Genomic DNA, 24,559 nt, shown 5'->3' on the forward strand with positions numbered 1-24,559 from the left:
TATTCTTTTCAAGCTTCCAACTGGCTCTTGTAAGCGAGTATAGCCCTTAGAGCAGTCTTCTCGGCCTCTTCAATCGAGCAGTAGAGTTTGCCTCCAGCCGCATCCTCATGTCCACCGCCGTTGAAGAATTCCTCTGCCATTTTACGGCAGTGGAAGCCACATGACGAGCGCAGGCTGACGAGAATGAAGTTTGGTCGGTCGCGGTCCTCACGCAGTGATATCGACAGCTTATGCCCCTTCAGCATCAGCGGGATATTGACGACGCCTTCAAGGTCTCCTTTAATGAAGTGATATTCCTTCATCTCGCTCTTCGTCACCGTATAATATGAGGCATGCAGAGTCTCGACAAGCCGGAGTTTATCCTGGATGATGTGGGCCCTAAAGCGCAGCGCATTGGCACTATAGTTGTGGAACACCTTGTTATAGATAACATCCTTGTCGATATTTTTGCGCAGTAGCTCTGATATAATAAGGTATATGTCGGGATTTGTGCTGTTGAAAGTGAATCCTCCGGTGTCGGTCATCATTCCACAATATACGCACACGGCAGCATCATGGCTAATATCCTGTGTGCCAGTGAGCTGGCTCATAAGCCTGAAGACGAGCTCAGAGGTACTTGAGGCCGCAGGCCGCGAAACGGTGAGTATTGATGGAATTTTCGGTCCTACATGGTGGTCGACGACAATTCTCTTTGCCTTTGAGCCTTCGATGACGGGTTGCATCTCCTCGGTTCTCGACAGTTCGTTATAGTCGAGACAGAACAGCAAATCGGCGTCATTCACGACTTTCTTTACATCCTCAGCGTGCTTGTCATAAGTTATGATGGTGTTGTACTGTGGCAGCCAGTGAAGAAAATCGGGAGCTGCATCGGGAAGTACGACAACAGCATCCTTACCGAGAGCAGCAAGATAATGCTTCCAGGCCAGCGTTGATCCCACGGCATCGCCATCGGGCGACTTATGGGCTGTGATCACAATTCTGTTGGCAGACGAGATGCTGTCTTTCAAGATGCTCAGTTCCTCGTCTGTCAACAGAAATAAAGTATTGTCTTGGATATTGTCCATTTAGAAGAGTTTGTTTGGATAAACGCCGTCGTCGACGAGTTTCTGTATTTTAGCAACGACTCCCGGACGGTCGGCAGAGTATGTCACACCGAACCATTTGCTTGTGGTGTCAAGCACTTCGCATGTGGCTGTTCCGTCATTGATGAGTTTGTTCACGACCCAAGGAATAAGGTATTCAGCCTTCGGATTTGTCTTTGTCGTAGGAGCGTCGAGGAAGTCCTTGAAGAACTTGTCGCTGTATTCGAAATAGTCGGGAGTGAATCCCCATACGTTCATGCTCACCGGTGTAGTGTCGGCAATGTTCACCCACTCGCCATTCTCGTCCTTGTAGGCTACTTTTCCATCGTCCTGTCTTACGATTTCCGTACGCTCTACAACAGTCGTAAGGTTGTTATTTTCATCGGTAGAGCAAACTCCGCGGCTTACACTTCCATTCTCACTCAAAGTGTTGCCTACGCGGAAACCAACCATGGCATATTTATTCTTGCTGCCCTCTGGAAGCTCCGAGAGATACTTGCCAATGACCTTAAAGCAGTCGCGATTGTAGAAGTCATCGCAGTTGATGACGCAGAAAGGCTCGTTGATGACTTTCTCAGCCATCATTACGGCATGGTTTGTACCCCATGGCTTCTGCCTTCCCTCAGGAACACTATAGCCCTCGGGCAGACTGTCAAGGCTCTGGAAGACAAGCTCGCAGGGAACGTGACCCTCATATTTTGAGAGAATCTTCTCACGGAAGTCTTTCTCGAAGTCCTTCCGGATAACCCATACAATCTTGCCGAATCCAGCCTGGATGGCATCGTAAATAGAGTAATCCATAATTGTCTCACCATTGGGCCCCAGTCCATCGAGCTGTTTCAGACCACCATAACGGCTGCCCATTCCGGCAGCAAGGAGTAACAAAGTCGGTTTCATAGTACAAATTCCTTTTATATTGTATTCTGTATGTTTAATAGTGCAAAGTTACGAAAAAGATTGGATAATCACGTCATGCTATGGTTATTTTATTAATTTTTTAGAACGGAAGCCCAATAGCGAAGTTCAATGTCTGAGCATCCTTGAAACTGTCTACATTGTAGAATCCATGACTGTCGGCATAGGGGACGTGTATTCCTATTCCCCAGTCGAGACGGATAATGAAGTATCCGAGGTCATATCTCAGTCCGACACCAGTGCCCAAAGCCATCTGATTGAGGAAGTTCTTAAATTCAAATTTACCCCCTTCCCTAACGATACCGTCTTCGGCCCTATCCTCATGCATTGTCCACACATTTCCTGCATCGACGAAGAGGGCACCATAGAGGTCACCGAGGATATGAGGACGGTATTCGAGGTTGGCGAGGAATTTAATATCTCCGGTCTGCTCAACATAAGAGAAGTTTCTCTCGGCCGACCGGTATTTGCCAGGTCCGATGCTCCTGACGTTGAAAGCCCTGATACTGTTGGCTCCACCGACATAGAACTGCTCAGAATACGGCGCCACCCTGCTGTTGCCATAGCTATAAATCACTCCCGCGCTGGCGTGGGCCGCTATAGAGCTCTTGTCGGCTATCTGCCACAATTTTGTCAATTCTGTTTCTACCTTAAAGAACTGAGCATAAGGGTTCTTGAACATTGTCTTCCCCTTCTCGTTCCATTTGTCACCGGCACACAGGTATCCAAGCGACACAATATTTGCTGATTCGCTGATTGTCGATCTCCATTTGATGGGATTCCTAAATGCCGACGGTGAGGTATAGATATATGAGAATTCGGCCTTTGGCATGAACTGGTCGGCCATGGAGGTTTTCAAATATGGCATAGAATCCTCCATTTCCATGAATTTCTTTGTCCGGCTCTGCATATATTCGTATGTAAGAGTCAGCGGACTGAGCTTAAACTGACTCGTTTCTGTAGGGCGCCAGCTGTAGGTCAGCTCCCCCGAAACGACATGACGCTTGAAGAAACTGGCACGGTTAAGCACGTCGAATGATGCTTTCAGCGTTGTTATCGGGGTCTCATAGAACTCCTTAGGCTTGCGCGGCATCTTCACTTCCCTACCCTGTTGTGCGGCAAGCATCATCTGACGTCTCATTTTTTCCAATCTCTTACGAATAGGAACCCTAAAAGGATTCACAATGCGAGGGAAGTCGAGACTGGCCTCAGCACCATACTCATAAGAATTTATCTTCGAGTTTGAACCCTCATTGCTATGGCCTGTCTGCCACTCGTAAGAGCCGTGGAGCCGCAAGTTCAGCAATTCACCGGCACGAAAGGCATTACGCTTAGTCAAACCAACTATAGCCTCCGGTCCATACTTGCCGCTGGTCTTGCCCCGGCCATAAGCTTCTACGTAGAAATCATAGGGCTTATCAAATGTCAGATCGACATTCATGTTTATCGTATCGCAGTCGGATGTTGAATCTTTTGGCGTATATGTGATGCTGCTGCTTGAGAAAATCCCGAGCGAGTTGATTTTTTGCTTCGACAGTTCGTCCTTGCTTGCGTTGTAAAGGTCACCATGGCGCAGTTTCAAGTCGCTGAGAATGACTCCCAATCGGAGCGGACTTTTCTTCCCGTTATAGTTGACGGTATAATGACGGAAACTGCGGCTGTTTTTCAGTTGCTCCATCATCTGCCGGCGAAAGTTTACTGTAATGTTGCCGATATGCCATTTTCTCATTACGTTATCTTGCAGACTGTCAGCTAATTGCAGTCTAAGCAGCACCTTTCCGGGCACAGAAATAGTGTCGGCCATATATGCGGCATACTCCTTACTATAATAGTAATAACCATTATTCCGGAAAAGAGAAGCCAAATGCTGGCGTTCATTCTCAAGGCTACTAAGATCGAAAGGATCACCATTGCGAATGACGCTGTTAGCACTGTCTTTTGATATAAGACTGTCAGCATCGGCTGGGAAGTTCACATATTTTATTGAGTCATATCGCCACAGCGGTCCCATGTCGACAAAATATTGCATTTTCATCTTCTTAGGATTCTTCTGAGGGATAAGCTTGTAGCTGATATTTCCGTGGAAGTAACCTCTTTTTGCCAGTGTGGCCTCACCCACCGACTCGTGCAGCGCGGGGTTGGCGTAACTCATCAATACCGGTTGCGAGCCGAAGGCCTTAACTATCCATCGGCTCAACTTTGTGTTGCTCGGGTTGAACGCATTCCATATCCACAGTCCGAAAGGGAACGGCGAGCTGACTGTAGGACTGCCGAGGAGTGAGGCGTTCGGCTTTGTGGCAAGAACGATATCGAGCTCCTCCTTCGTGTTTCTGAAATGCTTATTATCCTCAAAATCAGAGTATTCCGTCGGCTTCATACCAGTATAGAGCTGTTCACCGTCCGGTATGCCGCTCGTCGTTGAGCATGCCGACATGATGAGTGCTCCAAGGCTGATGATGGCTATGAATATTTTATTTCTTGTCATTGTTGTTGAACCGAATTAATGTGTCAGCATTTAGTCTGTTGGATGGAGGCACCGGCTGCTGACTATTGTTGGAACGGAACCTTATTATATCCTTGAAATGCTGCAACTTACGCCTCCACATGAAACCAGCACCAAACTCGCTGACATCGCCTTCGAGCCAGTCGTAAGCCTGACGGTCATAGTACAGTTTCAGATATTGGGTCTCGTGCTGATTCAGACGATATTCAATGGAGAAATTGTCGAAGTATGCTCCGTTGTCCTCACCGGCTTGTGCACCTGTCGAAACCCTTCCACCCATCATTATTCTGAGCCTGTTATTCCACAGCCGCTTTGAGAAATTGAATGTATAGTCGGTATGCAGTCCGCCCTTGGCATCGGCACTGCTCTCCATATTGGCCGACAAATCAAGTCCCATGGAGCTCAGAGCTCTGCCCGTGATATTGTTTATCTGGTTCTGCATGAAACTGGCCAGGGCACCGCTCATGGCGTAGTTGCCACCTTTTCCGTTCGAAATATACATTCCTGAGGCTAACAGCGTGATGGCAATCTTTCCTTTTTCCTCCTCACTCTTAGTGTTAAGGTCGTTCTGGGCCTCGGTATCATCAGGTGCATCGACGATGAACGTCACACCCGGTGCCGAAAGAGTACCTGTGAGTTTCACCCCTGCCGTAAAATCGACAATACGGTCGTTGCCCCCGGCACTGCTGTAATTAGCTTTTACATTGTCAGTTGCCGTGATGCTCAGAGCCGGGTTCATGGGCTCTCCGGTAAACTCAATGTAGCTGCCTTCCTGGATATTGAACGTACGGAGAGGAATCATATTTAGCGAATATTTCATATGCCCTGAGTTCAGGGTGTACCGTCCTCTGAGGGTTATATTGTTCGTGGGGTCGTAATGAAGTGCCAAATCACCGCCACCGATAAGGTCGATGTAATTGCTATGCTCGGCATTGAGGGCTGCTACGATGTGGGCTTGCTCGTCGATATTCACGCTCAGATCCATCTTCATTCCCTTGATTGTCGGTCGGACGACAACATCCTCGGTACTGTCATTGAAATTTGTGAACTGTATGAGGTCGCTCGGCGAATCGTCGGTCGACAGCGGCGTATCGTGCATGACATAGGTCATATCGGTATTTCCGAGCACTTCTAACCGTCCGCCCATACTCAGATTGTCCATGTGGCCCCGCATTCCGCCAAAGAAGTTGACGTAGGCATCGCCGTAAATCGTCGACCTCACATTTTCTTTCGAGTCAATCAATTTAAAATTCGTGGCCCTCATCCGTGTGTCGATATACATGTCCGACGGATTATGGAAGTCGAGATACCCCACAATGTCGAGTGGTTGGTCGTTGTTGGCAAACATTTCGAAGTTCTCAAATACCACTTTACTATCCTTGATAGTCACCGGATCGTCGGCAAAACGCATGGAAACACCATAGGGCTCACTATAAATATGTGACGAATCGAGATAGACCTCACCGTCGATATCAAGGTCGTCGAGCGGACCTTTCATCGTCAGCTCACCATCGCCGTGGCCATCAAGTCCGATAATCTTATCGGGAACGAATCCATTGACAAAACTCAGCGGGAATCTGTCGAGCGAAAGTTTGGCATCGAGTGAGCCTTTCCCTTTACTGTCGTAGGTTCCCGACAGCTGCCCCACATCATTGCCGTTCTGAGCTATTAAGGCATCGACATAGTGTGTGCCGTCTCCCTGTGGCATGTAAACCATGTTCACTCCGACATCGCCCATAGGACAATCGTCGTAGACCATATTGCTTACCGTCATATCACTCGATACCGTGAGCTCCTTAGATGTCTGTATAATATGGTAGTCGCCGTTGAGGACACCACTAATCTTTGGTGCAAACGGTAGGACAGTGAGCAGTTTTCCAAGCTCAAAATTATGCATTCCGAGAGTGATATTCTGCAGCGACGTGGTGTCGTTATCATCCGTATACAACTGAGCACCAGCACCGTCGGCAGCAAGAAGCTTCATACTCGCAGAAACCCTTCTGTCGCGTCCTACATAAACATAGTTTGAATCATTGACAGCAAACGATTTATATCCGAGAATGGAATTCTTCGATGTCACCGACATCTTGATGCCGTCGCCCTCCATAGCAGCAATAAGTCCTACAGCTACAGCAGTTTTGCCGTGCTTGTCTATGACATTGGCGTCAGTCGTTATACCCTTTTCGAGGACCGTTCCCGTGAGTGTTCCCTTGTATGGATATTCATTGTCTGGATTGTTTACGACTGCCACGTCATAATTAAGATGCCCGTTTTCTGATTTCAGCACGAGGTTAACTGAGTCGGCTCTGGTCCCGTTGTAGACCAGTGAGTCGACGATAGCCGTTCCGTTGAGTCCAGTCAACGGTGACGATTTGAGGTCGATATTGGCATTTTTGAATGCTATACCGTTCTTCGACAGGATATTTGATATGATATTTGTCGAGCCAGTCTTAAGTATTACACTTGCCACGGGCAGTTTAGCCTTTAGTGCCGACTGATTGATTTCCTTGTTCTTTATTTGTGACTTCAGCTCCTTTGCTATGGCTCCTAAGGCATTAAGAGTTCTCGTGTAAGTTCCTTGTGCGTCAGCTTTTAGTAGGAAGTCGCCGCCGGCAATGGTTGCATGGGTGGTATCAGCGGTCGAAAGCAAGTTAACCGTCATCCCCGATGTGGTGTAATTGCTCTTTCTGTCGGCAATGGTCATATTGCCAATCTGTCCGTCAAGGTAGATTTTGTCTTTCTGATTGGTCTCAAAAGTAAGATCGGCCGACCCCGATGTAGATAACGGCTCGTCGACAATGCCTAACTGATAGAGGTCTGCATTATTGATATTTCCGTTGAATGCCCCACCGATATCATTTCCTCTGAGATTCGCCTTGGCAATGAAATCGCCCGAGACGAGCGGTATAACCGTCTTTCCGCGGTGCTCTGTCATCTTGAATTCATCGGCATTGACGGTAGCGTTTATCAGATATGGCTTCGAGATGTTGCCCTTGACATCGACAACTGCCGCAGCCGAAACCATATACGGACTGCCTGTAACCCCAAGTCCCTTGAGATTGGCTCCGTCGATATCGCCGTCGAGATGTGTCTCAAGAGCTTTTCCCCTTAAACTTCCACTGAATGTCAGCCCTTTAGCGTTGACAAGACGTATCACTCCGCGCCGCCGTTGCTCGCTGATGCTCAGGTAGCCGACTCCCCCACGAGCATAATAATATTTGTCGAGGTCCGACTTTATCCGCAGGTCGGTCCTGGCCGTAACCGACCACGGCTTGTCGGTCAGTCCCCAGGCCCTCAAGTTAAAATGCGATATGTCGCCGGAAAGACGTACATCAAGCAGTTTGTGCGCCAGTCGGCCGTTGATATGCACGTTGCCGCCGGCCATGGCGTTACGGCTGTTCACATGAGCGTCAATACGGCCACCGGTCATATTTACTTTTCCTTGAATGCCGTCAAGAGTATATTTTCCAATCTTCAGTTTTCCGACATTGGCCTGGAGGGCCACTCCCGTAGCCGAACTCGGGAACGTGATGCCATGGCCGTTGGCCTTCACCGATGCCGTGACGCTGCCAATTCCGTTACCGAGAATGATATCTCCAAGACGGAAATTATTGGCTGAAGCAACAATATTATATGTATTGTCGGCACCATTGAAGAATCCCTTTGCTTTAAGCAACCCCTTTGCATAGATGGCATTAAAATCGGCAGCTACAAGTTTCCGGTCTATCTTGAAGATTCCGTCAATGGTCATCCCACCGGGGATATTAATCTTTTTCCTTGTTCCCAAAGGCATGAACTTCTTGACGAAAGCCATATTCCTCGTCCGTAGTCGCAAGCGGGCTTCAGCTTTTAATCTTTCGCTGTTCGTGACATTGGCTACATATCCGTTGCCGCTCAAAGAGAATGCTGACGGAAAACCGATGTCAATATTCTTAAAGCTAATTCGCTGCAGATTACCATAGAAGCGTCCGTTCAGACGCAAGGGCTCTCGGGGCAGATTCGCAAGATATTTGTTCGGCACCGAGATGAGAAACGGTCTAATATCGCCGACACCTACATATCCTTTCAAATCGGTAAAAAACTGCCCCGGCACTGAATCGCTGAACGCATTGAGGTCCATACGGTAGTTACCGGCAATGTCAGTCGATGGCATCACCAGACGGAAGTTGTCGGCCTTGAGTTGTTTCTTGCCGATATACAGCCGACCATTCAAGCCATTGATATTCAGTCCACTATTCTCCTTGAGGTTTGCAGCCCTTATGGTCATAGAGATGTCGGGCTGAGAATAGACGAATGAGTCGATGCCAATATTTATGTCATTGGCAGATATATGATTGCTGTCGAATCCCTTTACGGTGTGCCGCTTATATGGAATGTCATAGTCCAGGGCGCCGCCGTGCCAGTCGAAGGCTCCTACCTTATATATATTGTCGTGGAGAAGAAGATGGGTGTCGTTGGCTATGGCAAGGTGGAAGTCGGCATGTATATTCATCGAGTCGCCGGGCATGTGCAGGCGGAAATCTGTTTGAGCAAGGCTCACCTTTCCAATATTAATCTTCCACAGTGTTTTTTTCTTTGTAGTGTCCTTAGGTATCGTGTCGCCGAGAGCCACGTCCACCCATCCGTTCTCAATCTCCGTAAAGTCGACATTGGCCGAATCACCGTTGAGGCTGATACCGTGACTATGTATGTGCAGCTTCTCGAGATTAGCCTTAATGCGCAAATCACCTATAAAGTTGGTAGTATTGGCTTTTAAGTGCTTGAGGGTCAGTTCGTCGACATTAATCTCACCCCTTAATAATGGCAGGAGCTGGACACTGGCCACGAGTGTGCGGACATCGGCCACGGTATCGGTGACATTCTTCAACGAGTCGTTGGGGTGCAGCATACGGAAGTCCGACACTTTCAAGTCGAGGGGATAGCTCAGCGACACCCGGCCCACGGTAATGCTGTCGCCGGTTTTCTCCGATGCATAGCTTGCCACGCCATGAGCCACCCAGTTTTGTACCGGCGGGATATACAGCAGCACCGTCAGCACAATGAAGACAACTATCGGCGTCAGCACGATGGCTGTCAGAATCTTGAGTGTTTTCTTAGCGTTCAGCCTTTGCATGCATCTTTTGCCAGTGACTCCCACAACCGGTCATGGGGCAGCGGACTTTCGACAATGATTGTTTTATGACTCACGGGATGAACGAATTCCACCCTATGGCTCAACAGACTTATACTTCCGTCGGCATTGCTACGACGCGCACCATACTTCAGGTCACCCTTTATCGGACAGCCGATATTTGCCAATTGGCATCGAATCTGATGGTGACGACCCGTCTTCAAGTTTACCTCGAGTAGTGAATAGTTATCTCCGTGTGTCAGAACTTTATACGAGAGTATTGCCTTCTTTGATGCCGGTACCTCATGGTCGTAGGCAAAGCTCTTGTTTATCTTCTCCTTTCTTAGTATCCAGTCAGTCAGCGTGGCCTCGTCGTCAGCCGGACAGCCCTGGACGATGGCCCAATATGTCTTGTGGATTTCACCCTCACGAAACATCTTGTTCAACCGTGCGGTAGCCTTCGATGTCTTTCCGAAGACAACAATACCGGCTACAGGACGGTCGAGACGGTGCACAACACCGAGGAAGACGTTCCCCGGCTTGTTGTGCTCCGTCTTTATCCATTCCTTCACAGTCTCCGAGAGGGGCTTGTCGCCGGTCTTGTCGCCTTGCACGATTTCGCCCGCCTCTTTGTAGACTATGATAATATGGTTATCCTCGTAGAGTGGTGTCATTGCTTACATGTTCATACCACCGTCGACCTGAATCACCTGACCGGAGACATAGCTCGACATGTCGGAAGCAAGGAATGTAGCCACATTGGCGATATCGTCGACCGTTCCAGCACGGCGCAGAGGAATATTCTGGATCCATGCCTTGCGGATATCCTCCGGCAGAGCCTGGGTCATAGCTGTGTCGATGAATCCGGGAGCAATAGCGTTGGCGCGGATGCCGCGGCGGCCGATCTCCTGACCGATACTCTTTGCCAGAGCGATGAGTCCAGCCTTCGATGCGGCGTAGTTGCACTGTCCAGCGTTACCGTGAACACCGACAACCGACGACATGTTGATGATTGAACCACCACGCTCATGCATCATGATAGGGGTGATTGCATGGATGAAGTTGAAGGCACTCTTGAGGTTGACGTTGATGACGGCATCCCACTGCTGCTCAGTCATTTTCAGCATCAGTCCATCTTTGGTGATGCCGGCGTTGTTGACAAGAATGTCGATATGACCGAAGTCCTTGTTAATCTGGTTGACAAGAGCCTCTGTCTCAGCGAAGTCGGCAGCATTGCCGGAGTAGCCCTTGGCCTTCACGCCCTTAGCGGCAATCTCGCGCTCGGTCTCCAGACCTCCGTGCTCCTCGTCGATGACAAGGTCAGTGAAGGCGATGTCGGCACCTTCGTCAGCAAATTTCAGCGCAATGGCTTTTCCTATTCCACGTGCGGCACCTGTAATCAGCGCCACCTTACCTGTTAATAATCCCATAATAATAGTGATTAACTTTTAATGAATTATAATGTTTTCTACTTCTTATCGAGTGTTGTTTCGTTCTTGATTGGCTTATTAGTGCAAAGATACTATTGTTTTTTCTTATATGCAAGAGATAAGTGTAAAACTAAATAAAATTAACAGTGAGAAAAGTCAGATTTGGCTATTCGGATTTTTTTTCGTACCTTTGCCGACGAATTGATAACTGGAGCTCATGCACAGGGTAACTCCATCTCACATAGGACTGTGCAGTGAACGTTGTTTTTATTCTCTCGATTAAAAACATTTTCGGTCGTTAGAACATTGTTGTTCAATGGTTTGAAGAAGATTGTCCAATCTTTGGCGTTCAGGCTCCATAAAATTGTTTATGATGAGATTTTTAAAAGAACTGAGAGTATTTTTTGTAGTAATGATGTTGGCATTTGTGTCGACAGGTGCAAATGCCGCCAATGAGAATGATGATTTCGACTGGTCTCCCGTTGTGGATGCAATTATCCATGTTGAGAGTCGCGGCAACGCCAACGCACGCAATGGTCAGTATGTTGGTGTGCTGCAAATGTCGCCAACTGTTGTTAAGGCTGTCAATCAGATACTTAAACAGAAAGGTCTCAAGCGCCGCTTTAGTCTCGCCGACCGCTATAGCGTAAGTAAATCGCGCGAGATGTTTGAGATTTTTATGTCGTATTATAATCCCAACAACAGCATAGAGAAGGCCATAAGAATGTGGAAAGGCGGAACGGGATATTCAATCCGCGCTACGCAGAAATATTTCCGTAAGGTGATGCAACACATCGACTTCGACTGATTGTATATCATGATTCTTGATGAAGAAAGGGCATGTCAGCAATGGCGTGCCCTTTCTTCATATATTTTTATGTAGTGCGTTCACCTAATCACTAATACAGCTCAGAAGAGGATGGAAATCATATCTTCTTGACAAGTTTGTTAAGACCGTCGAGATGCTCCTGCCACTGCGCTATTTTTCTCTCTATTTTTCCCTTGTCGAGATCCATTGGGAATATCGACGGATTGTCGCGTTCGTACTCCAACAGTTGGATATACTGCTCCACGAGGGCAATCTTCTGCTTCACAGTTTTCTTCTTGGGATAGCCGCGCTTAGCAGTCTCCTGGTCTATTTGTGCTGCAACGTCGTTAATCTCCGTGCCAACCTCTTCATACTTCGACTGCCATTTGAGATATTCGTCGTTGAGCTTAAGGTTATTCTCATTGGTCACAGCGGCCACGTCAGAATCGTTCTGGGTTATCGGCGTATAAGTAGATGTCGACTGGGCATTAGCACCGACAACGATAGCCATGGCAAAAGTCAATACAAGAATCTTTCTTTTCATAATCTTTCCTTTTTTATATATTTTCCTTATTAATGCAAAAGTAAGCATTTTAATATTAATCAGCTATAATTTGGAACAATTATTGAATTTTCTTTGTAAACATTAAATGTCAGTCCATTTTAATTCACACCAATTCAGTCTTATCTTTATTATTCGTCCACATTTACGCAGACAATCCATCGTCAATCACTGGTATCTCAAAGTTCTTATGTTCTGCCCGTGACATCTATCTGAATTTATAATTGATATTTTGTGTTCCTCATGAATTCTTAATGCAAAGCTACAAAATTTTTAAGCCGAATGCAAGTTTTTCGGCGATTATTTTTCTGCTTATTTCTAACGGTCTGAGACAATGATAGATACAGTCGAGCAAAAAAAAGCTTCTGATAAGAAGAGATGCCCTATAATAAGTTTTGACGTGCTGACATGAGTCTAAGCTCGGCTTGGAAGATAAAATATAATTCCCGACATTCTTCTTAATTTGAGAATTAATCCGTAACTTTGTAGATTGAAAGGCTATAATTTTATGTCCATTATGAACGACTACATTGAAGTGAAAGGTGCGAGGGTTAACAACCTCAAGAATATCAGTCTGAAGATACCGCGCGACAAACTCATTGTCATTGCCGGTGTTAGCGGCTCTGGCAAGAGCTCGTTGGCTTTCGACACTCTATATGCCGAGGGGCAGCGGCGATATGTCGAGAGTCTCAGCTCTTATGCCCGTCAGTTCCTCAGCAGAATGACGAAACCAGAGGTCGACTATATCCATGGTCTGCCGCCGGCCATAGCCATTGAGCAGAAGGTCGTTGCGCGTAATCCGCGTTCTACTGTCGGCACGAGCACCGAGATATATGAGTACATGCGACTTCTCTTTGCGCGCATTGGCCGCACCTACTCGCCCATCAGCGGTCAGGAGGTGAAGAAGAACAGCGTCGAGGATATTATCGCTTGCACCCATACTTACTCCGATGGTACGAAATTCATGGTCCTTGCACCCCTTCATGTCAGTGAGGGGCGCACGGTGGAGAAACAGATGGAGATGTACCTTCAGGAAGGCTATGGCCGTGTGCTCTTTAGCGGTAAGCCCGTGAGGATTGACGATTTGTTGGAACAAGTCAAAACTGAGGCCGACGGCTGGCTTGAGAAGCATCGCGCCGACATCTATCTCATCGTCGACCGTATGTCGGTGAGTCATGAGAAAGGCGACATCTCACGTCTGTCAGACTCCTGTGAGACAGCCTTTTACGAGGGTGATGGTGCCTGCCGTCTCGTCTTTCTGCCGGGGAATATCGCTTACGATTTCTCCACGCGCTTTGAGGCCGACGGCATGACATTCCAGGAGCCCAACGACAATATGTTCTCGTTCAACTCTCCGGCCGGTGCATGCCCCACATGTGAGGGTTTCGGCTCGGTTATAGGCATCGACGAAAAACTTGTTATCCCGAACACGACATTATCGGTTTACGACGGCTGCGTACAGTGCTGGCACGGTGAGAAGATGAAGATGTGGAACGAGGAGTTCTGCCGCAGGGCTGCACACGACAATTTCCCTATTTTCAAGCCATACCTCGAGCTTACGCAGAAGGAGAAAGATATGCTCTGGCATGGTCTTCCGTCGGAGAAAAATCGCGATATCCACGACAAGATATGCATCGACAGTTTCTTCCAGATGCTCAAGGAGAACCAGTATAAGATTCAATATCGCGTTATGATGAGCCGCTATCGGGGCAAGACCGTCTGTCCCGACTGCCACGGCACACGTCTGAAGAAAGAGGCCGAATGGGTGAAAATCGCCGGTCGGAGCATCTCCGACCTTGTCGATATGCCAATCGTCAACCTCAAGGAGTGGTTCGATAATCTCACTCTCGATGCCCACGACGCAGAAGTCAGCAAACGTCTGCTCGTAGAAATTAAGAACCGGCTGCAGTTCCTTGTCGACGTTGGACTTGGCTACCTCACTCTCAACCGCCGTTCCAACTCACTGTCGGGAGGAGAATCCCAGCGCATCAACCTCACCACGAGTCTCGGCAGCAGCCTCGTGGGCAGCCTTTATATCCTCGACGAACCGTCGATAGGCCTTCACAGCCGCGACACCGACCGCCTGATACATGTCCTCAAGGAGCTCCGCGACTTAGGCAATACCGTCATTGTCGTCGAGCATGACGAGGAGATTATGCGGTCGGCCGACTATCTTATTGATATCGGTCCCGATGCCGGCCGCCTCGGTGGAGAGGTAGTCTTCGAGGGCGATATGGCATCGGTAGTGGCCAAGAGCAAGGACGAGCAACCGGCTCTCAACTCCGAGCTCCTTAAAGAATATCCACAGTCATACACCATCAAATATCTCACCGGCGCCGAGACTATCCCCGTTCCTGCCAGTCGTCGGCCGTGGAATATGGCCATCAGCATTCGTGGAGCTCGGATGAACAACCTCAAGGGTGTCGACGTTAAATTCCCGCTCAATGTTTTTACCGTTGTCACCGGTGTCAGCGGCTCGGGTAAGAGCTCCCTCATCAAGGGCATTCTCTACCCTGCTCTGAAGCGTCATCTCAATGAGGTTGCCGATGCTCCCGGCGAATATCTCGCTCTCGAAGGCGATTGGAAACAGATTCACCATGTCGAGTTCGTCGACCAGAACCCTATAGGTAAGAGTACGCGCTCTAACCCAGCTACTTACGTGAAGGCCTATGACGAGATAAGGAAGGTCTTTGCCGACCAGCCGTTGGCCAAGCAGATGGGATTCACACCACAATATTTCTCCTTCAACACCGACGACGGCCGTTGTGAGGAGTGTAAGGGAGCAGGGGTTATAACCGTAGAGATGCAGTTCATGGCCGACCTGACATTAGAGTGTGAGGCCTGCCACGGTAAGCGGTTCAAGAAGGAAATTCTCGATGTCCAGTTCCATGGCAAGAGCATCAGCGATGTCCTCGATATGACGGTCAGCGAGGCCCTGGAGTTCTTTACGAAGTACGGCAAGAAGTCGGTGGCCGCAAAACTGCGTCCGTTGGAGGATGTCGGATTGGGCTATATCAAGTTAGGTCAGTCATCGTCAACGCTGTCGGGTGGTGAGAATCAGCGTGTTAAGTTAGCTTACTTCATCGGTCAGGAGAAGCAGGAACCTACATTGTTCATCTTCGACGAACCGACAACTGGTCTTCATTTCCACGACATACAGAAACTTCTCAAGGCGTTCGACATGCTTATTGACCACGGCCACAGCATCATCGTCATCGAGCACAACCTCGATGTTGTCAAGTGTGCCGACTACGTTGTTGACCTTGGTCCCGACGGTGGCGACCGTGGCGGCAATCTTGTCGTAGCCGGAACACCGGAGGAGGTGGCAAAATGCAAAGAGAGCATCACCGGCCGCTATCTGAAGGACAAGTTACGTGCATAGATTACGATGAATTCGCAGATTCCGGCGCACTGGATATTTTCCATGGAATCATGTGATATGAAATACAAATCTTTATTTTGTCATTATCGCATTGGCATTTTCAAACGGAAAACGTTGGTCGGCGAAGGGATATATTACATGTATGCTGCACCTACCCACTTGCAGGGCGTGATTATCACCATTCTAATGAACATAGGTTATTTCCTCTGCCAACGGAAAGCCCCGTCGGGGCTGGTAGAGACAAAGGGCAAAATCCTCTCGCAAAGGCCGCAAAGGATACGCCAAGGGCCATAAATCTCGCAATCAACGGATATGCGGCACAGTGCGGTTGCAGCTTGTCCGTTATTGAATCTGCCGAATCTGCGTACGAATTCCATCACGCTGATATTCTTGCTAATAGTGGGAAACGGCGCATCGCAGTTGCATGGGGCGTATAGCAAGGTTAGTGTCCCGTACAATCGGTCGTATAACCGAATCTCATCATTTTTTCGGACGACCACGCTTCATCATGAATATTTCCCGGAGATAGCGGACGACCACGTTTGCACAAGAATTACCAGCAGATTTCAGTCGGCCACACTGGCCACACCCGACAAAAGGATATAGATTTCAAAAATGAGCACAACAAGTTAGATGCCCTATTTTGCAAACATCTGACGGCAAAAATCATTTCTATTTCTTCACCTCACCCTCAACCTTCTCCTTGTCATACTGCATTGCGACATCGCGTTTGAGGCGGAAAAGCTGGTTTAGCCAGGAGATGAAGTAATCGTCTGGGAAAGGAAAATTGCTGTTCAAGAGAAAGTCACACTTAGAGAAAACAGTGAACTTTTCTTCCTCGGTATCTATAACATAACATGCTGTGGCACAATTTCTTGCATTGCAGTAGTTCACGGCTTTCTGCATATACGAAATTTCTTCGAGGTCGTCGAGCGTACACTCAAACCACTGTGCGTCATAGATGCGCACCCAATAGGAATCGTCGGAGAATCTCAATGCAAAGTGCTCACCCTGGTAAGTGAACCATATATCGTCGTCGTCGCCCTCTTTGTAGGTGCAGTTGAGACGTTTCAGAATCGACTTCAACAGTTCTCCGGACTTCATTGACGGCAGGACCTTGTCATTTCCATTATATTTTCCATTGACGTCATAGCCCCCCTTCGAGCCGAAGTCGGCGGTCTCGTCATCAGAATCCGATAGCAAATCATCATCTGAGGCTCTTTTTCTCTTGTTGATCATATAAATAATGACAACTAAAAGAGCCACGATTATTGTAAAAGCTATTATCAGCACAATGTCATTCATCAGCTATTATTGAATAATTCAAATAAAAAGTCAGTCCATTTCTTCCACCCGTCTCTCTCCCACAGTATTTTTATGCATTTTTGCAGGCGCGATTCAGGATCGTTGTTTGGATGCAAAGATAAACAAAACAAATGAGAAAAACGGCACCATTTTCAAGAATTTTTCTTGTGATGATGTCATTTTCTTTAAGAATTAATAAGAAATCGTAGCTTTTGTAGGGGTTTATTGACCATCCACGTTATAACCGTCGATACCGCATAGCCGATGACAAGAACCAGTAAGATGCTGCTGTACATGCCACTGTAAGTCAGTCCAATACGGCCAAACAGCATACTCACGGCTAACGGTACGGCACTGCAAAGGAAATAATATACAAGACTGTGGGCTCCCGTCCAAGCTACCCTCGACACCACCGGCAACCTTTTAACAACAGCTATAGCAAGGATTATGCCAAGGGCATTGTCGATGAAGAACAACGGCCACGACCCGATATTTATCGGATCGACACACATCGGCATTATATGCGTGTACTCAATGATTTTAGCACACACCAGTCCTGCAGCGGCCACAAGCAGATAGGGCCACCGACAACGACGCTCGCAGTCCTTCTCATACCTCCGATACTCATAACCGGCGAAGAGAAACGGCAGGGCCAAGAGCGCATTCTCTGCATGCCACGGCAGTCCGCCGCCGCAATAGTGCAGGGTCAGTGGCAGCAGGGGCGCACAGATATTCACCACTAACAAGAACATTTTCAATCCGCTACCGCGACTTATCCATAGCAGCAACAAGAAAATAATTTCGGCCACAATGAGTGCAGCCACAAACCAATAGGCACGTCCCATGACAATGTCCGTAAGCAGTTGGGAAAGGCTAATACCACGAACGATACTCTTTGGCAGCGACAGAGCCGCCGACAGCAGGAAATAGGGCACCAGCATACCGCCGACAACCGACCGCAGTTTGTGCTTGACAAAAGCGGCATCAACGGTTTTTCCTTTCTTTATAAAGAGATAGCCGGAAACGAAAAAGAATATTGTCAGGACATTATCGACATAGAATGAATACGGTATGACGGCATCACCGGTATAATAAACCTCGGTGTGAAAGAGCAGAATGGCTATTATGCAGTAGCCCCGCAACATATCTATCCACGGCAGACGGCCCGATGATGTTATCTCCATAGTCATTTTCCACACTCCTTTCCGGCCTTTCGCCAAGAATAAAAATGTTGCAGTCCGGACCCGACAACAATGAAGATAAACGGCATAAAAGGCTCCTTGAACCTGGTTTCGCCATGAACAGCCAAGACGATGGCTAACGATCCGCCGACAACTATGAATACAGGCAGAAATAACTGTTTGATATTCACCCGCTTAACCAACATTACAATCGTGGTCACTACAAATCCTGCAAGGAGAAAAAGGTAGTAAACGAGATTCATCACGGCCAATTTCTGCACCCCAGACAGACTCCCAATCTCGGTGAGCAGATGACGGTAAGGCAGTGTGATGTAGTTATTTTCGGCCTTCGACTTATCACTGAGGAAAGCCGCCAGGTTGTCCATATCGTTCACGTACATATACATCAGTCGTCCCGGAACTTTCTCCAGATAGTCGATTTTATGGTCTTTAAGCCATTCCAACGATCTCTCCCGCCATATTGCCGAGCATTCTATGGCCGTCATGTGTTCGCGTCCGGCAATATATCTTGCTGTACCCCGTGGGTACATCTCGCTGCCATAATGTGGCGCTACTGATGTCTCATAAGTTGCCTCCGCCATATTGAACCATAGCGTATCACCCTGATAGATAAAGTATCCCGTCCGCATCCAGCAGCTCGTTCCCACGATGATGATAAAAGCAACGTAGCCTACCATCAACGGAACGAAACGGCTTATAATCTGCCGACGGCTGAAAATGAGGTAGTAGAGAAAGAAAGCCACGAGAAAAACGAGCGATATCGACCTGAACCAGTTGGCCAAAGCCAACAGCGCTCCTGCCGCCATAGCCCTCCACGGTACCGTTTTTAGGACATTCTTACTGTGTCCAAGTCCTTTATTATCCTTGAAAGGTCCGTAATTGCTATTGTTTTTAGTGGTTCCGCTCCCCTCTCCCACCATCATCGCCACAGCTGTCATCGCAAAAGTAATGGCCGGAATCTCGGAGAGAATCATCGTGCTCTGTCCCCAGTTATTGGGATAGAGGACGAAGAGAACGATAGCCGCCAGACCGGCATACGGTCCAAAGAGCTTGCGGCCGGTTGTGGCCACGAGCAAAGCCGTAGTCGCTTTCATGACACACATCAGCACCACCACGGGCATAATCGAGCCGGTAGTCCACAACGACAGGGCAATGAGATTAATCTGACCGATATTCCATATAAACGGCTTACCGTAAATAGTTGGCCAGCAGGGATATGGCTCACCATAAGCTATCGACTGCCGCGCCAACTCTATATATCCGTTGCTGTCGTTGCAGGGGGTGTAACCCCATATCGCCACCACCGCAAGGAGCGTTGCAAGATAGACGGCGGCTATCGCGCAGTAAGTTTTTTGAATATTGACATTGATGGTAATCATCGTTTCTGTCGTGGCGGTTAATAATAGGCAATGTCAAATTCGGCGCTGACATCGATACTGTCGACAAAGCTGTCGCCGTCATATTCGATGCGCAATCCGCTGAAATCCGTTGGCACATAAATTCTTCCCGTGACGAAGGTCCACTTCGGTTTGCCATAGTCGTACGACTTTCCCGACAGTATCAGGCGTCGCGACAAGTAATCGACCTCCCAGAATCCGCCGCCAATACAGGTGTCGCCAGGTTGAAGGAGGTCCTTGTGCATCTTGACGCTGCCTATGCGCAGGTGTCCGTCGAGGGTGAGGATAAATTTCGGTTCCATTATTTTCGTGTCTTTAGCGGTAACGTTTCTGCCGAAAAATCATTATTCCGGATACCGCCCGTTAACTGCTCAGCTTTCTGTTTATATTTTCATTGCAAAGATACAAAACATTTTCGGTCCTGCAAAAATCCATGACCATGATTTGACTATACTCTCCTATCGAAGAAAAAAGAAATTCCGAACAAACGAGGAAATTCAGTAGAATAATTGTATCTTTGCATTCGAACAGTGGTAAGCCGAACAGAAGAAGAACCAAATCAGGCATATTCTGATTTCGTTCGGGGCCGCATAATTAAATAGAAAATACTTATGGAGGTATCAAAGAAAGACAAACGCATTTGTCGGGAGTTAATCCACAGAGCACTTGAAAAAGAATGTGAGAGATTCGTAAAGAGCATACAGAGGCTTGCCAGCAAGCCAATACCATTGGCTGTACTTAACGAGCCCTACCGCGAAGATAACGGGCGGAGTGTCGAGGGACCGTGGCATAAGATTTACATCCAGATATTTAAGAGAGTGCACAACTACGACCGTCACGTCGCACACCGCTACAACAACTGCTACGGCAGCCATCAGCTTAATGTTATCAAGGAACTCTACTTGGATAAACTTGTCACCGACGAGGATCTGCAACGTTTCAACCAGCCCCTGCGGGATCATTTTAATGAGTGGATAAAGCTCTGCAAATTATATGGCGAGATAGACGACGATTAAGATTAAAGAAGCGGTGGAACGAAACCCCGTAACATTCTATGTCACAACGTCTGTTATCCAGCTTACTGAATAAGAAAGAGGATGAAGACAAAAGTAAAAAGAATGAGGTTAGAAGACCACCTACCGCAATTAATATAATATGAATAATGGGGAGCTGTACCAATCGGCGCAGCTCCCCATCTTCAGTTATCTTGTTAGCAATCAGTTACTTGACGGTCACCTTACTTGTCGACCGCGAGCCATCAGCATGCTCCACGACCTTCACATAGATGCCCTTCGACGGATTGGAAATTTCCCGACCGGAGAGGTCATAATATACAGTTTTCACTGCTTCAATGCTCTTGGCAGCGCTGATGCCGTCGGTCTCACCGTAGTAGACTATCGGCGAGCGTCTTGTCTCACCGCCCATAATATATACCGTCTGCAGGCCGATGCGGGTGGCAGTGACATTATGTAATGTGATTCCATGGTAGTTGCCGTCGACATAAGCCACATCCGAAGCATACGGAATCATGGTCATATCGCTGTCGAGTTCGTCATAATCCGCAGCCTTCAGAGTTATCGGCTGGTCATCGTTGTAGATGATATAATAAAGACTGTCAGGGTTGATGAACTTGTCATTCTCATCCTTGCTGTAGATATTGAACGACAAACTTGAGCTCGTATCGTAGCTCCAACAGTCAATCCATTCCGGCTTTGCGGGTGTGGCAGCCACCGGATCGAAGTAGTTGAAAGCCACAGCCTTATAGAGATTATAATAGAATAGCGAATCGGTACCGTGATTATCAATCAAATTATCGGCCGAAACTAAGGTGCCGTCGATGGCATCATAGTCGAAGGAGATTGAATCACGGATCTTCTGCTCCGTCACATCAATCATCTCGCCATAAGATTCCTCTTTGACTATTGTGTCGCTCGAAGTCAGCAGATAAGCATAATATTCATCCTTCTTGTCGAGAGCCAATAGCTGACGGCTCGGCATAACCATCTTGTTGCCATCGATATATCCTTTGACTACCGCCTCGGGGAATTTTTTACTGAATCCTTTGATATACAATTCGTTATCCTTCGTAGCCACGCTAACCATTCTTGTCACCCTATCGCCATAGCTTGGCTTATACTCGAAGGTCCAGGTCTCGGGTACGACGCCCTCAGGCATCTGTGCCATAGTGTCCTTGTTGATGGTGTAAACGACATTGCTCATAGCGAACTGCGACCATGCATTGTTGTATGTCGCATTGGCGAGACCAATGAATTTGGTCGGATCGGTGGAAATGATGCTGTCGTCACGCATCACGAAGTCCATCTCCGTATATGTTGTATCTGTTTGATAGGTATAGACCATCTGGCCACCGGCATCGACGAGCACCTTGTCGAAGGCCATTAAGGTATAGTCGCGTTGACTGAAACTGCTGCCCATCGTATAGTATTTCTGCGGCAGGGGAAAAAGGAGGGTGTCGCCGTCAATCTTGCCTTTAATCCAACCCTCGACACCATAGAGGTGGACGATAAAGTTGCGGACGTACACATACCCGTCGTTACCGAAGACAATCTGTTTCATTTTGTGGTCGATATTATCCTCACCCAATGTGCCGTTGCTCTGCCAGAGATTGTGCGACGACTCCGAATATATAACCTCACGGCCGTCGGGGCGGTTGGTGATGATGGTGTCGGGCAGAATCGATGCCAGACTGTTGTCGGCAACCTCATGATTTGCGGTCTGCGGCCATACCGACGAGCAGACCGACAGGAAGATAGTCAGGACTGCCAAATGCTTGCTCAAAGTAAATCTTCTTCTCATAAATAAACCTTTTTGTTGTTTCGAATTTCGGTTGCAAAAGTAACAAAAAGACAGCAGCATCGGGCTTATTTCTTCATCTTATATGTGCCAAAACATGATTTGGCACCCTTTAATCGGTTTTTTCTTCCTCTTTGCTTATCTTCTGATACACCGACGGCGACATTCCCGTCACCTGTTTGAAGTAGCTGTTGAAGTGACTGCGGCTCTTGATACCCACACTAATGGCCACCCCCTCAATGGTCAAGTGGCCGTAGTTGGCATCGGTAAGGCGACGGCAGGCCTCCCGAATGCGGCACTCGTTGAGCAGGGCCTTGAAATTCTTGCCGTAGTGTTCATTGATTACCTGCGACACCTCTTTATAATTGCTGTTCGCAAGCTCCGCAAGACGGTCGAGATTGAAGTCGGAATTGCAAATTTCATCAGTATTCTGCATCACGGCATCGATGCGCTGGGCCAACTGTTCCTTGTCGTTGTCGGTAAGGCGCGATCCCTTATATTTCGCGTTCCCCTCCTCCCGGCGTAGCGAGTCCTGCACGTTGCGGTAAAGGATGCGGTTCGTGCGCATGGCCCTGCGATAGCTCCGGAAAAGGAAAACAAGCAACAGACTCACGATGATGGCAAAGACGATGATGACCGTCGTGATAATATTCTGCCAGTGCTTCTGCTCCGTCAGCCTCTCCACGGTCGTGTTCGCTTCACGGAGCTCATAGAGAAATTCCAACCGCGACACACTCTGAAGATTGTTCTCCGTGAGAATCTTTTCTTTCAATTCGAGGTAGTCAAGGCGATACTGCTGCGCCTTGGCACTGTCGCCCCGCGAAAGGAAGAACCTGTTGAGCATCACATAGAAATGCATGAGGCCGTCGTCGATATGGTTCGCCTTACAGAGGTCGACACCTTTGAGCATCGTTTCCACAGCCCGCCGGTCGTCGTGCATGAGGCTGAAAATCTTTGTCCGCAGTCCCAAGGCATCGGCAGCAAACCGTTTGGGGGTGTCGCGCGACTCTATATTCCGCTCCATGGCATAAGTGGCAGCGAGGGCCCTGGCATAATTGTGACTCTGAATAGCTTCCACACAGCTTATCGTTGCATTGGTGAAGTCGAGCAGCGGGGTTCCGGCTGGAATGTGCATGCGCTTAAAAGCAGCGATATCCTTCCTTAGCTGTGAATAGAGCAAAGGTTCGCCAACGAAATTCTCATCAAGCATATTCGTGAAAATCCCCACCGCCAACGGCCATTTTCTTATCTCCACCGACTGATAGAAGGCTTTGCGGTATAATTGCAGCGTCGCCAGTGCCAATTGTGGCTGGTCATGCTGCACATCGAGGAATACGCTCTTAATGTTGGCCATGTTGAGGTTTATCATTGCCTCATTATACTTGTCGCCGCTCTTTGCGGCCAATTGCAGGGCCTGTCGCAAAGTGGTGTAAGCCTTGTTGTAGTCGTTGTAGAAAGCATAATAGAGGTATCCGACGTTGTTCATGGCCGTGATGCATTGCCTTCGCTCAGCGTCGCCGATGCCGTCGTCGTTGTAGCGGTTGGCAACGATGGTGTAGTAAAGCAGTGCACTGTCCTGACCGTTCGGCGAATGGAGGAACATTCCGGCCTTCGTCATCAGCATCGCCGTCGACTTCTCCGATAACCGTCGATAAGTTGCCATGTCGGCTGTGGTGGCCCTCAGTGGGTGGGCTGTCAGCGACAATGCAAATGCTAACAGAACGATTGTCAGACAGACAGTTAGCAGATGATGTGCCGACAGTGCCACCGCCACACATCTATTATCACCCGAACCTGTCTTTCTGTTGTATTTCATACCTTTGTCGTCGTATATGACGCAAAATTACAACTTTTTATTCAAAATAGGATATAAGAAGGAAAGAAAATGGTATAGACGGCAGCTGCAACAGCCGTTTGCAACTAACATTATTGTAGTGTGCGGTAGCTTGATGATGTAAGGTATAAAATTAAGCAAGTAAACTGCAAAAAATTAGCTTATGGCGTCACACATCCGTCATAGATGCGGGGGTATTTCAGTCCTCGCAACTA

At 48.1% G+C, this 24,559-nt stretch carries 16 protein-coding genes; 3 read left to right on the forward strand and 13 right to left on the reverse strand.

Going from position 1 to position 24,559, the window contains the following annotated elements; genetic code table 11:
- Nucleotides 1-8: 8 nt before the first annotated feature.
- The 6 genes from LDN30_RS10630 to fabG form a co-directional block, all read right to left on the reverse strand.
- Nucleotides 9-1,064: a DHH family phosphoesterase gene (locus tag LDN30_RS10630; protein ID WP_223928121.1), complete on the reverse strand. Its 1,056-nt coding sequence runs from the start codon at nucleotides 1,062-1,064 to the stop codon at nucleotides 9-11.
- Entirely contained in the window at nucleotides 1,065-1,979 is a 915-nt protein-coding gene (locus LDN30_RS10635) for a glycosyltransferase family protein (protein ID WP_223928120.1), read from the reverse strand.
- Nucleotides 1,980-2,079: 100 nt separating this feature from the next.
- Complete coding sequence (gene tamL, locus LDN30_RS10640; RefSeq protein ID WP_223928119.1) at nucleotides 2,080-4,482, reverse strand: translocation and assembly module lipoprotein TamL; 2,403 nt, start codon at nucleotides 4,480-4,482, stop codon at nucleotides 2,080-2,082.
- A complete protein-coding gene (locus LDN30_RS10645; RefSeq protein ID WP_223928118.1) occupies nucleotides 4,469-9,613 on the reverse strand; it encodes a translocation/assembly module TamB domain-containing protein in 5,145 nt (1,714 codons plus the stop codon). Before LDN30_RS10645 ends, tamL begins: the two co-directional genes overlap by 14 nt.
- Nucleotides 9,601-10,284 carry an RluA family pseudouridine synthase gene (locus LDN30_RS10650; protein WP_223928117.1) on the reverse strand — a complete coding sequence of 228 codons (684 nt, stop codon included), beginning with the start codon at nucleotides 10,282-10,284 and terminating at the stop codon, nucleotides 9,601-9,603. The genes LDN30_RS10645 and LDN30_RS10650 overlap by 13 nt, the downstream gene beginning before the upstream one ends.
- Before the next feature lie 3 nt (nucleotides 10,285-10,287).
- On the reverse strand, nucleotides 10,288-11,040 hold the full coding sequence (gene fabG / locus LDN30_RS10655) for a 3-oxoacyl-[acyl-carrier-protein] reductase (RefSeq protein WP_223928116.1): 753 nt from the start codon (nucleotides 11,038-11,040) through the stop codon (nucleotides 10,288-10,290).
- A 370-nt stretch (nucleotides 11,041-11,410) separates the two neighbouring features.
- On the opposite strand from fabG, the gene LDN30_RS10660 reads away from it, so the two are divergent.
- The gene (locus LDN30_RS10660) at nucleotides 11,411-11,848 is read left to right on the forward strand and encodes a lysozyme family protein (RefSeq protein ID WP_223952288.1); all 438 of its coding nucleotides are present in this window, start codon (nucleotides 11,411-11,413) and stop codon (nucleotides 11,846-11,848) included.
- A gap of 118 nt (nucleotides 11,849-11,966) precedes the next feature.
- Here LDN30_RS10660 and LDN30_RS10665 read toward each other — a convergent pair whose 3' ends face one another.
- Entirely contained in the window at nucleotides 11,967-12,392 is a 426-nt protein-coding gene (locus tag LDN30_RS10665; protein ID WP_223929463.1) for a hypothetical protein, read from the reverse strand.
- 535 nt (nucleotides 12,393-12,927) lie between these two features.
- On the opposite strand from LDN30_RS10665, the gene uvrA reads away from it, so the two are divergent.
- Nucleotides 12,928-15,792 (forward strand): excinuclease ABC subunit UvrA, encoded by a 2,865-nt coding sequence (gene uvrA / locus LDN30_RS10670; RefSeq protein ID WP_223929464.1) that lies wholly within the window; start codon nucleotides 12,928-12,930, stop codon nucleotides 15,790-15,792.
- 672 nt (nucleotides 15,793-16,464) lie between these two features.
- Here the strand turns inward: uvrA and LDN30_RS10675 are convergent.
- The 4 genes from LDN30_RS10675 to LDN30_RS10690 form a co-directional block, all read right to left on the reverse strand.
- Nucleotides 16,465-17,031, reverse strand: a complete 567-nt coding sequence (locus LDN30_RS10675; protein WP_223929465.1) for a hypothetical protein — start codon at nucleotides 17,029-17,031, stop codon at nucleotides 16,465-16,467.
- Nucleotides 17,032-17,282: 251 nt separating this feature from the next.
- On the reverse strand, nucleotides 17,283-18,281 hold the full coding sequence (locus tag LDN30_RS10680; protein WP_223929466.1) for an acyltransferase family protein: 999 nt from the start codon (nucleotides 18,279-18,281) through the stop codon (nucleotides 17,283-17,285).
- A gap of 2 nt (nucleotides 18,282-18,283) precedes the next feature.
- Nucleotides 18,284-19,678 (reverse strand): hypothetical protein, encoded by a 1,395-nt coding sequence (locus LDN30_RS10685; protein WP_223929467.1) that lies wholly within the window; start codon nucleotides 19,676-19,678, stop codon nucleotides 18,284-18,286.
- A gap of 17 nt (nucleotides 19,679-19,695) precedes the next feature.
- The gene (locus tag LDN30_RS10690; protein ID WP_223928108.1) at nucleotides 19,696-19,998 is read right to left on the reverse strand and encodes a hypothetical protein; all 303 of its coding nucleotides are present in this window, start codon (nucleotides 19,996-19,998) and stop codon (nucleotides 19,696-19,698) included.
- 309 nt (nucleotides 19,999-20,307) lie between these two features.
- Here LDN30_RS10690 and LDN30_RS10695 point away from each other — a divergent pair, with 309 nt between their 5' ends.
- Nucleotides 20,308-20,712: a hypothetical protein gene (locus LDN30_RS10695; protein WP_223929468.1), complete on the forward strand. Its 405-nt coding sequence runs from the start codon at nucleotides 20,308-20,310 to the stop codon at nucleotides 20,710-20,712.
- 205 nt (nucleotides 20,713-20,917) lie between these two features.
- On the opposite strand, the gene LDN30_RS10700 is transcribed toward LDN30_RS10695, so the two are convergent.
- Together LDN30_RS10700 and LDN30_RS10705 are read right to left on the reverse strand one after the other, a co-directional pair.
- Nucleotides 20,918-22,513, reverse strand: coding sequence for a hypothetical protein (locus LDN30_RS10700; protein ID WP_223929469.1), 1,596 nt, complete (start codon nucleotides 22,511-22,513; stop codon nucleotides 20,918-20,920).
- Nucleotides 22,514-22,622: 109 nt separating this feature from the next.
- Nucleotides 22,623-24,326, reverse strand: a complete 1,704-nt coding sequence (locus LDN30_RS10705; RefSeq protein ID WP_223929470.1) for a helix-turn-helix domain-containing protein — start codon at nucleotides 24,324-24,326, stop codon at nucleotides 22,623-22,625.
- Nucleotides 24,327-24,559 lie beyond the last annotated feature (233 nt).

The organism is Prevotella lacticifex, assembly GCF_019973375.1.
GTDB lineage: Bacteria > Bacteroidota > Bacteroidia > Bacteroidales > Bacteroidaceae > Prevotella > Prevotella lacticifex.

Bases quoted from the DNA above. Each gene is read 5' to 3' on its own strand.
- LDN30_RS10630 (WP_223928121.1), bottom strand. From the start codon at position 1,064: ATGGACAATATCCAAGACAATACTTTATTTCTGTTGACAGACGAGGAA.
- LDN30_RS10635 (WP_223928120.1), bottom strand. From the start codon at position 1,979: ATGAAACCGACTTTGTTACTCCTTGCTGCCGGAATGGGCAGCCGTTAT.
- tamL (WP_223928119.1), bottom strand. From the start codon at position 4,482: ATGACAAGAAATAAAATATTCATAGCCATCATCAGCCTTGGAGCACTC.
- LDN30_RS10645 (WP_223928118.1), bottom strand. From the start codon at position 9,613: ATGCAAAGGCTGAACGCTAAGAAAACACTCAAGATTCTGACAGCCATC.
- LDN30_RS10650 (WP_223928117.1), bottom strand. From the start codon at position 10,284: ATGACACCACTCTACGAGGATAACCATATTATCATAGTCTACAAAGAG.
- fabG (WP_223928116.1), bottom strand. From the start codon at position 11,040: ATGGGATTATTAACAGGTAAGGTGGCGCTGATTACAGGTGCCGCACGT.
- LDN30_RS10660 (WP_223952288.1), top strand. From the start codon at position 11,411: ATGATGAGATTTTTAAAAGAACTGAGAGTATTTTTTGTAGTAATGATG.
- LDN30_RS10665 (WP_223929463.1), bottom strand. From the start codon at position 12,392: ATGAAAAGAAAGATTCTTGTATTGACTTTTGCCATGGCTATCGTTGTC.
- uvrA (WP_223929464.1), top strand. From the start codon at position 12,928: ATGAACGACTACATTGAAGTGAAAGGTGCGAGGGTTAACAACCTCAAG.
- LDN30_RS10675 (WP_223929465.1), bottom strand. From the start codon at position 17,031: ATGATCAACAAGAGAAAAAGAGCCTCAGATGATGATTTGCTATCGGAT.
- LDN30_RS10680 (WP_223929466.1), bottom strand. From the start codon at position 18,281: ATGGAGATAACATCATCGGGCCGTCTGCCGTGGATAGATATGTTGCGG.
- LDN30_RS10685 (WP_223929467.1), bottom strand. From the start codon at position 19,678: ATGATTACCATCAATGTCAATATTCAAAAAACTTACTGCGCGATAGCC.
- LDN30_RS10690 (WP_223928108.1), bottom strand. From the start codon at position 19,998: ATGGAACCGAAATTTATCCTCACCCTCGACGGACACCTGCGCATAGGC.
- LDN30_RS10695 (WP_223929468.1), top strand. From the start codon at position 20,308: ATGGAGGTATCAAAGAAAGACAAACGCATTTGTCGGGAGTTAATCCAC.
- LDN30_RS10700 (WP_223929469.1), bottom strand. From the start codon at position 22,513: ATGAGAAGAAGATTTACTTTGAGCAAGCATTTGGCAGTCCTGACTATC.
- LDN30_RS10705 (WP_223929470.1), bottom strand. From the start codon at position 24,326: ATGAAATACAACAGAAAGACAGGTTCGGGTGATAATAGATGTGTGGCG.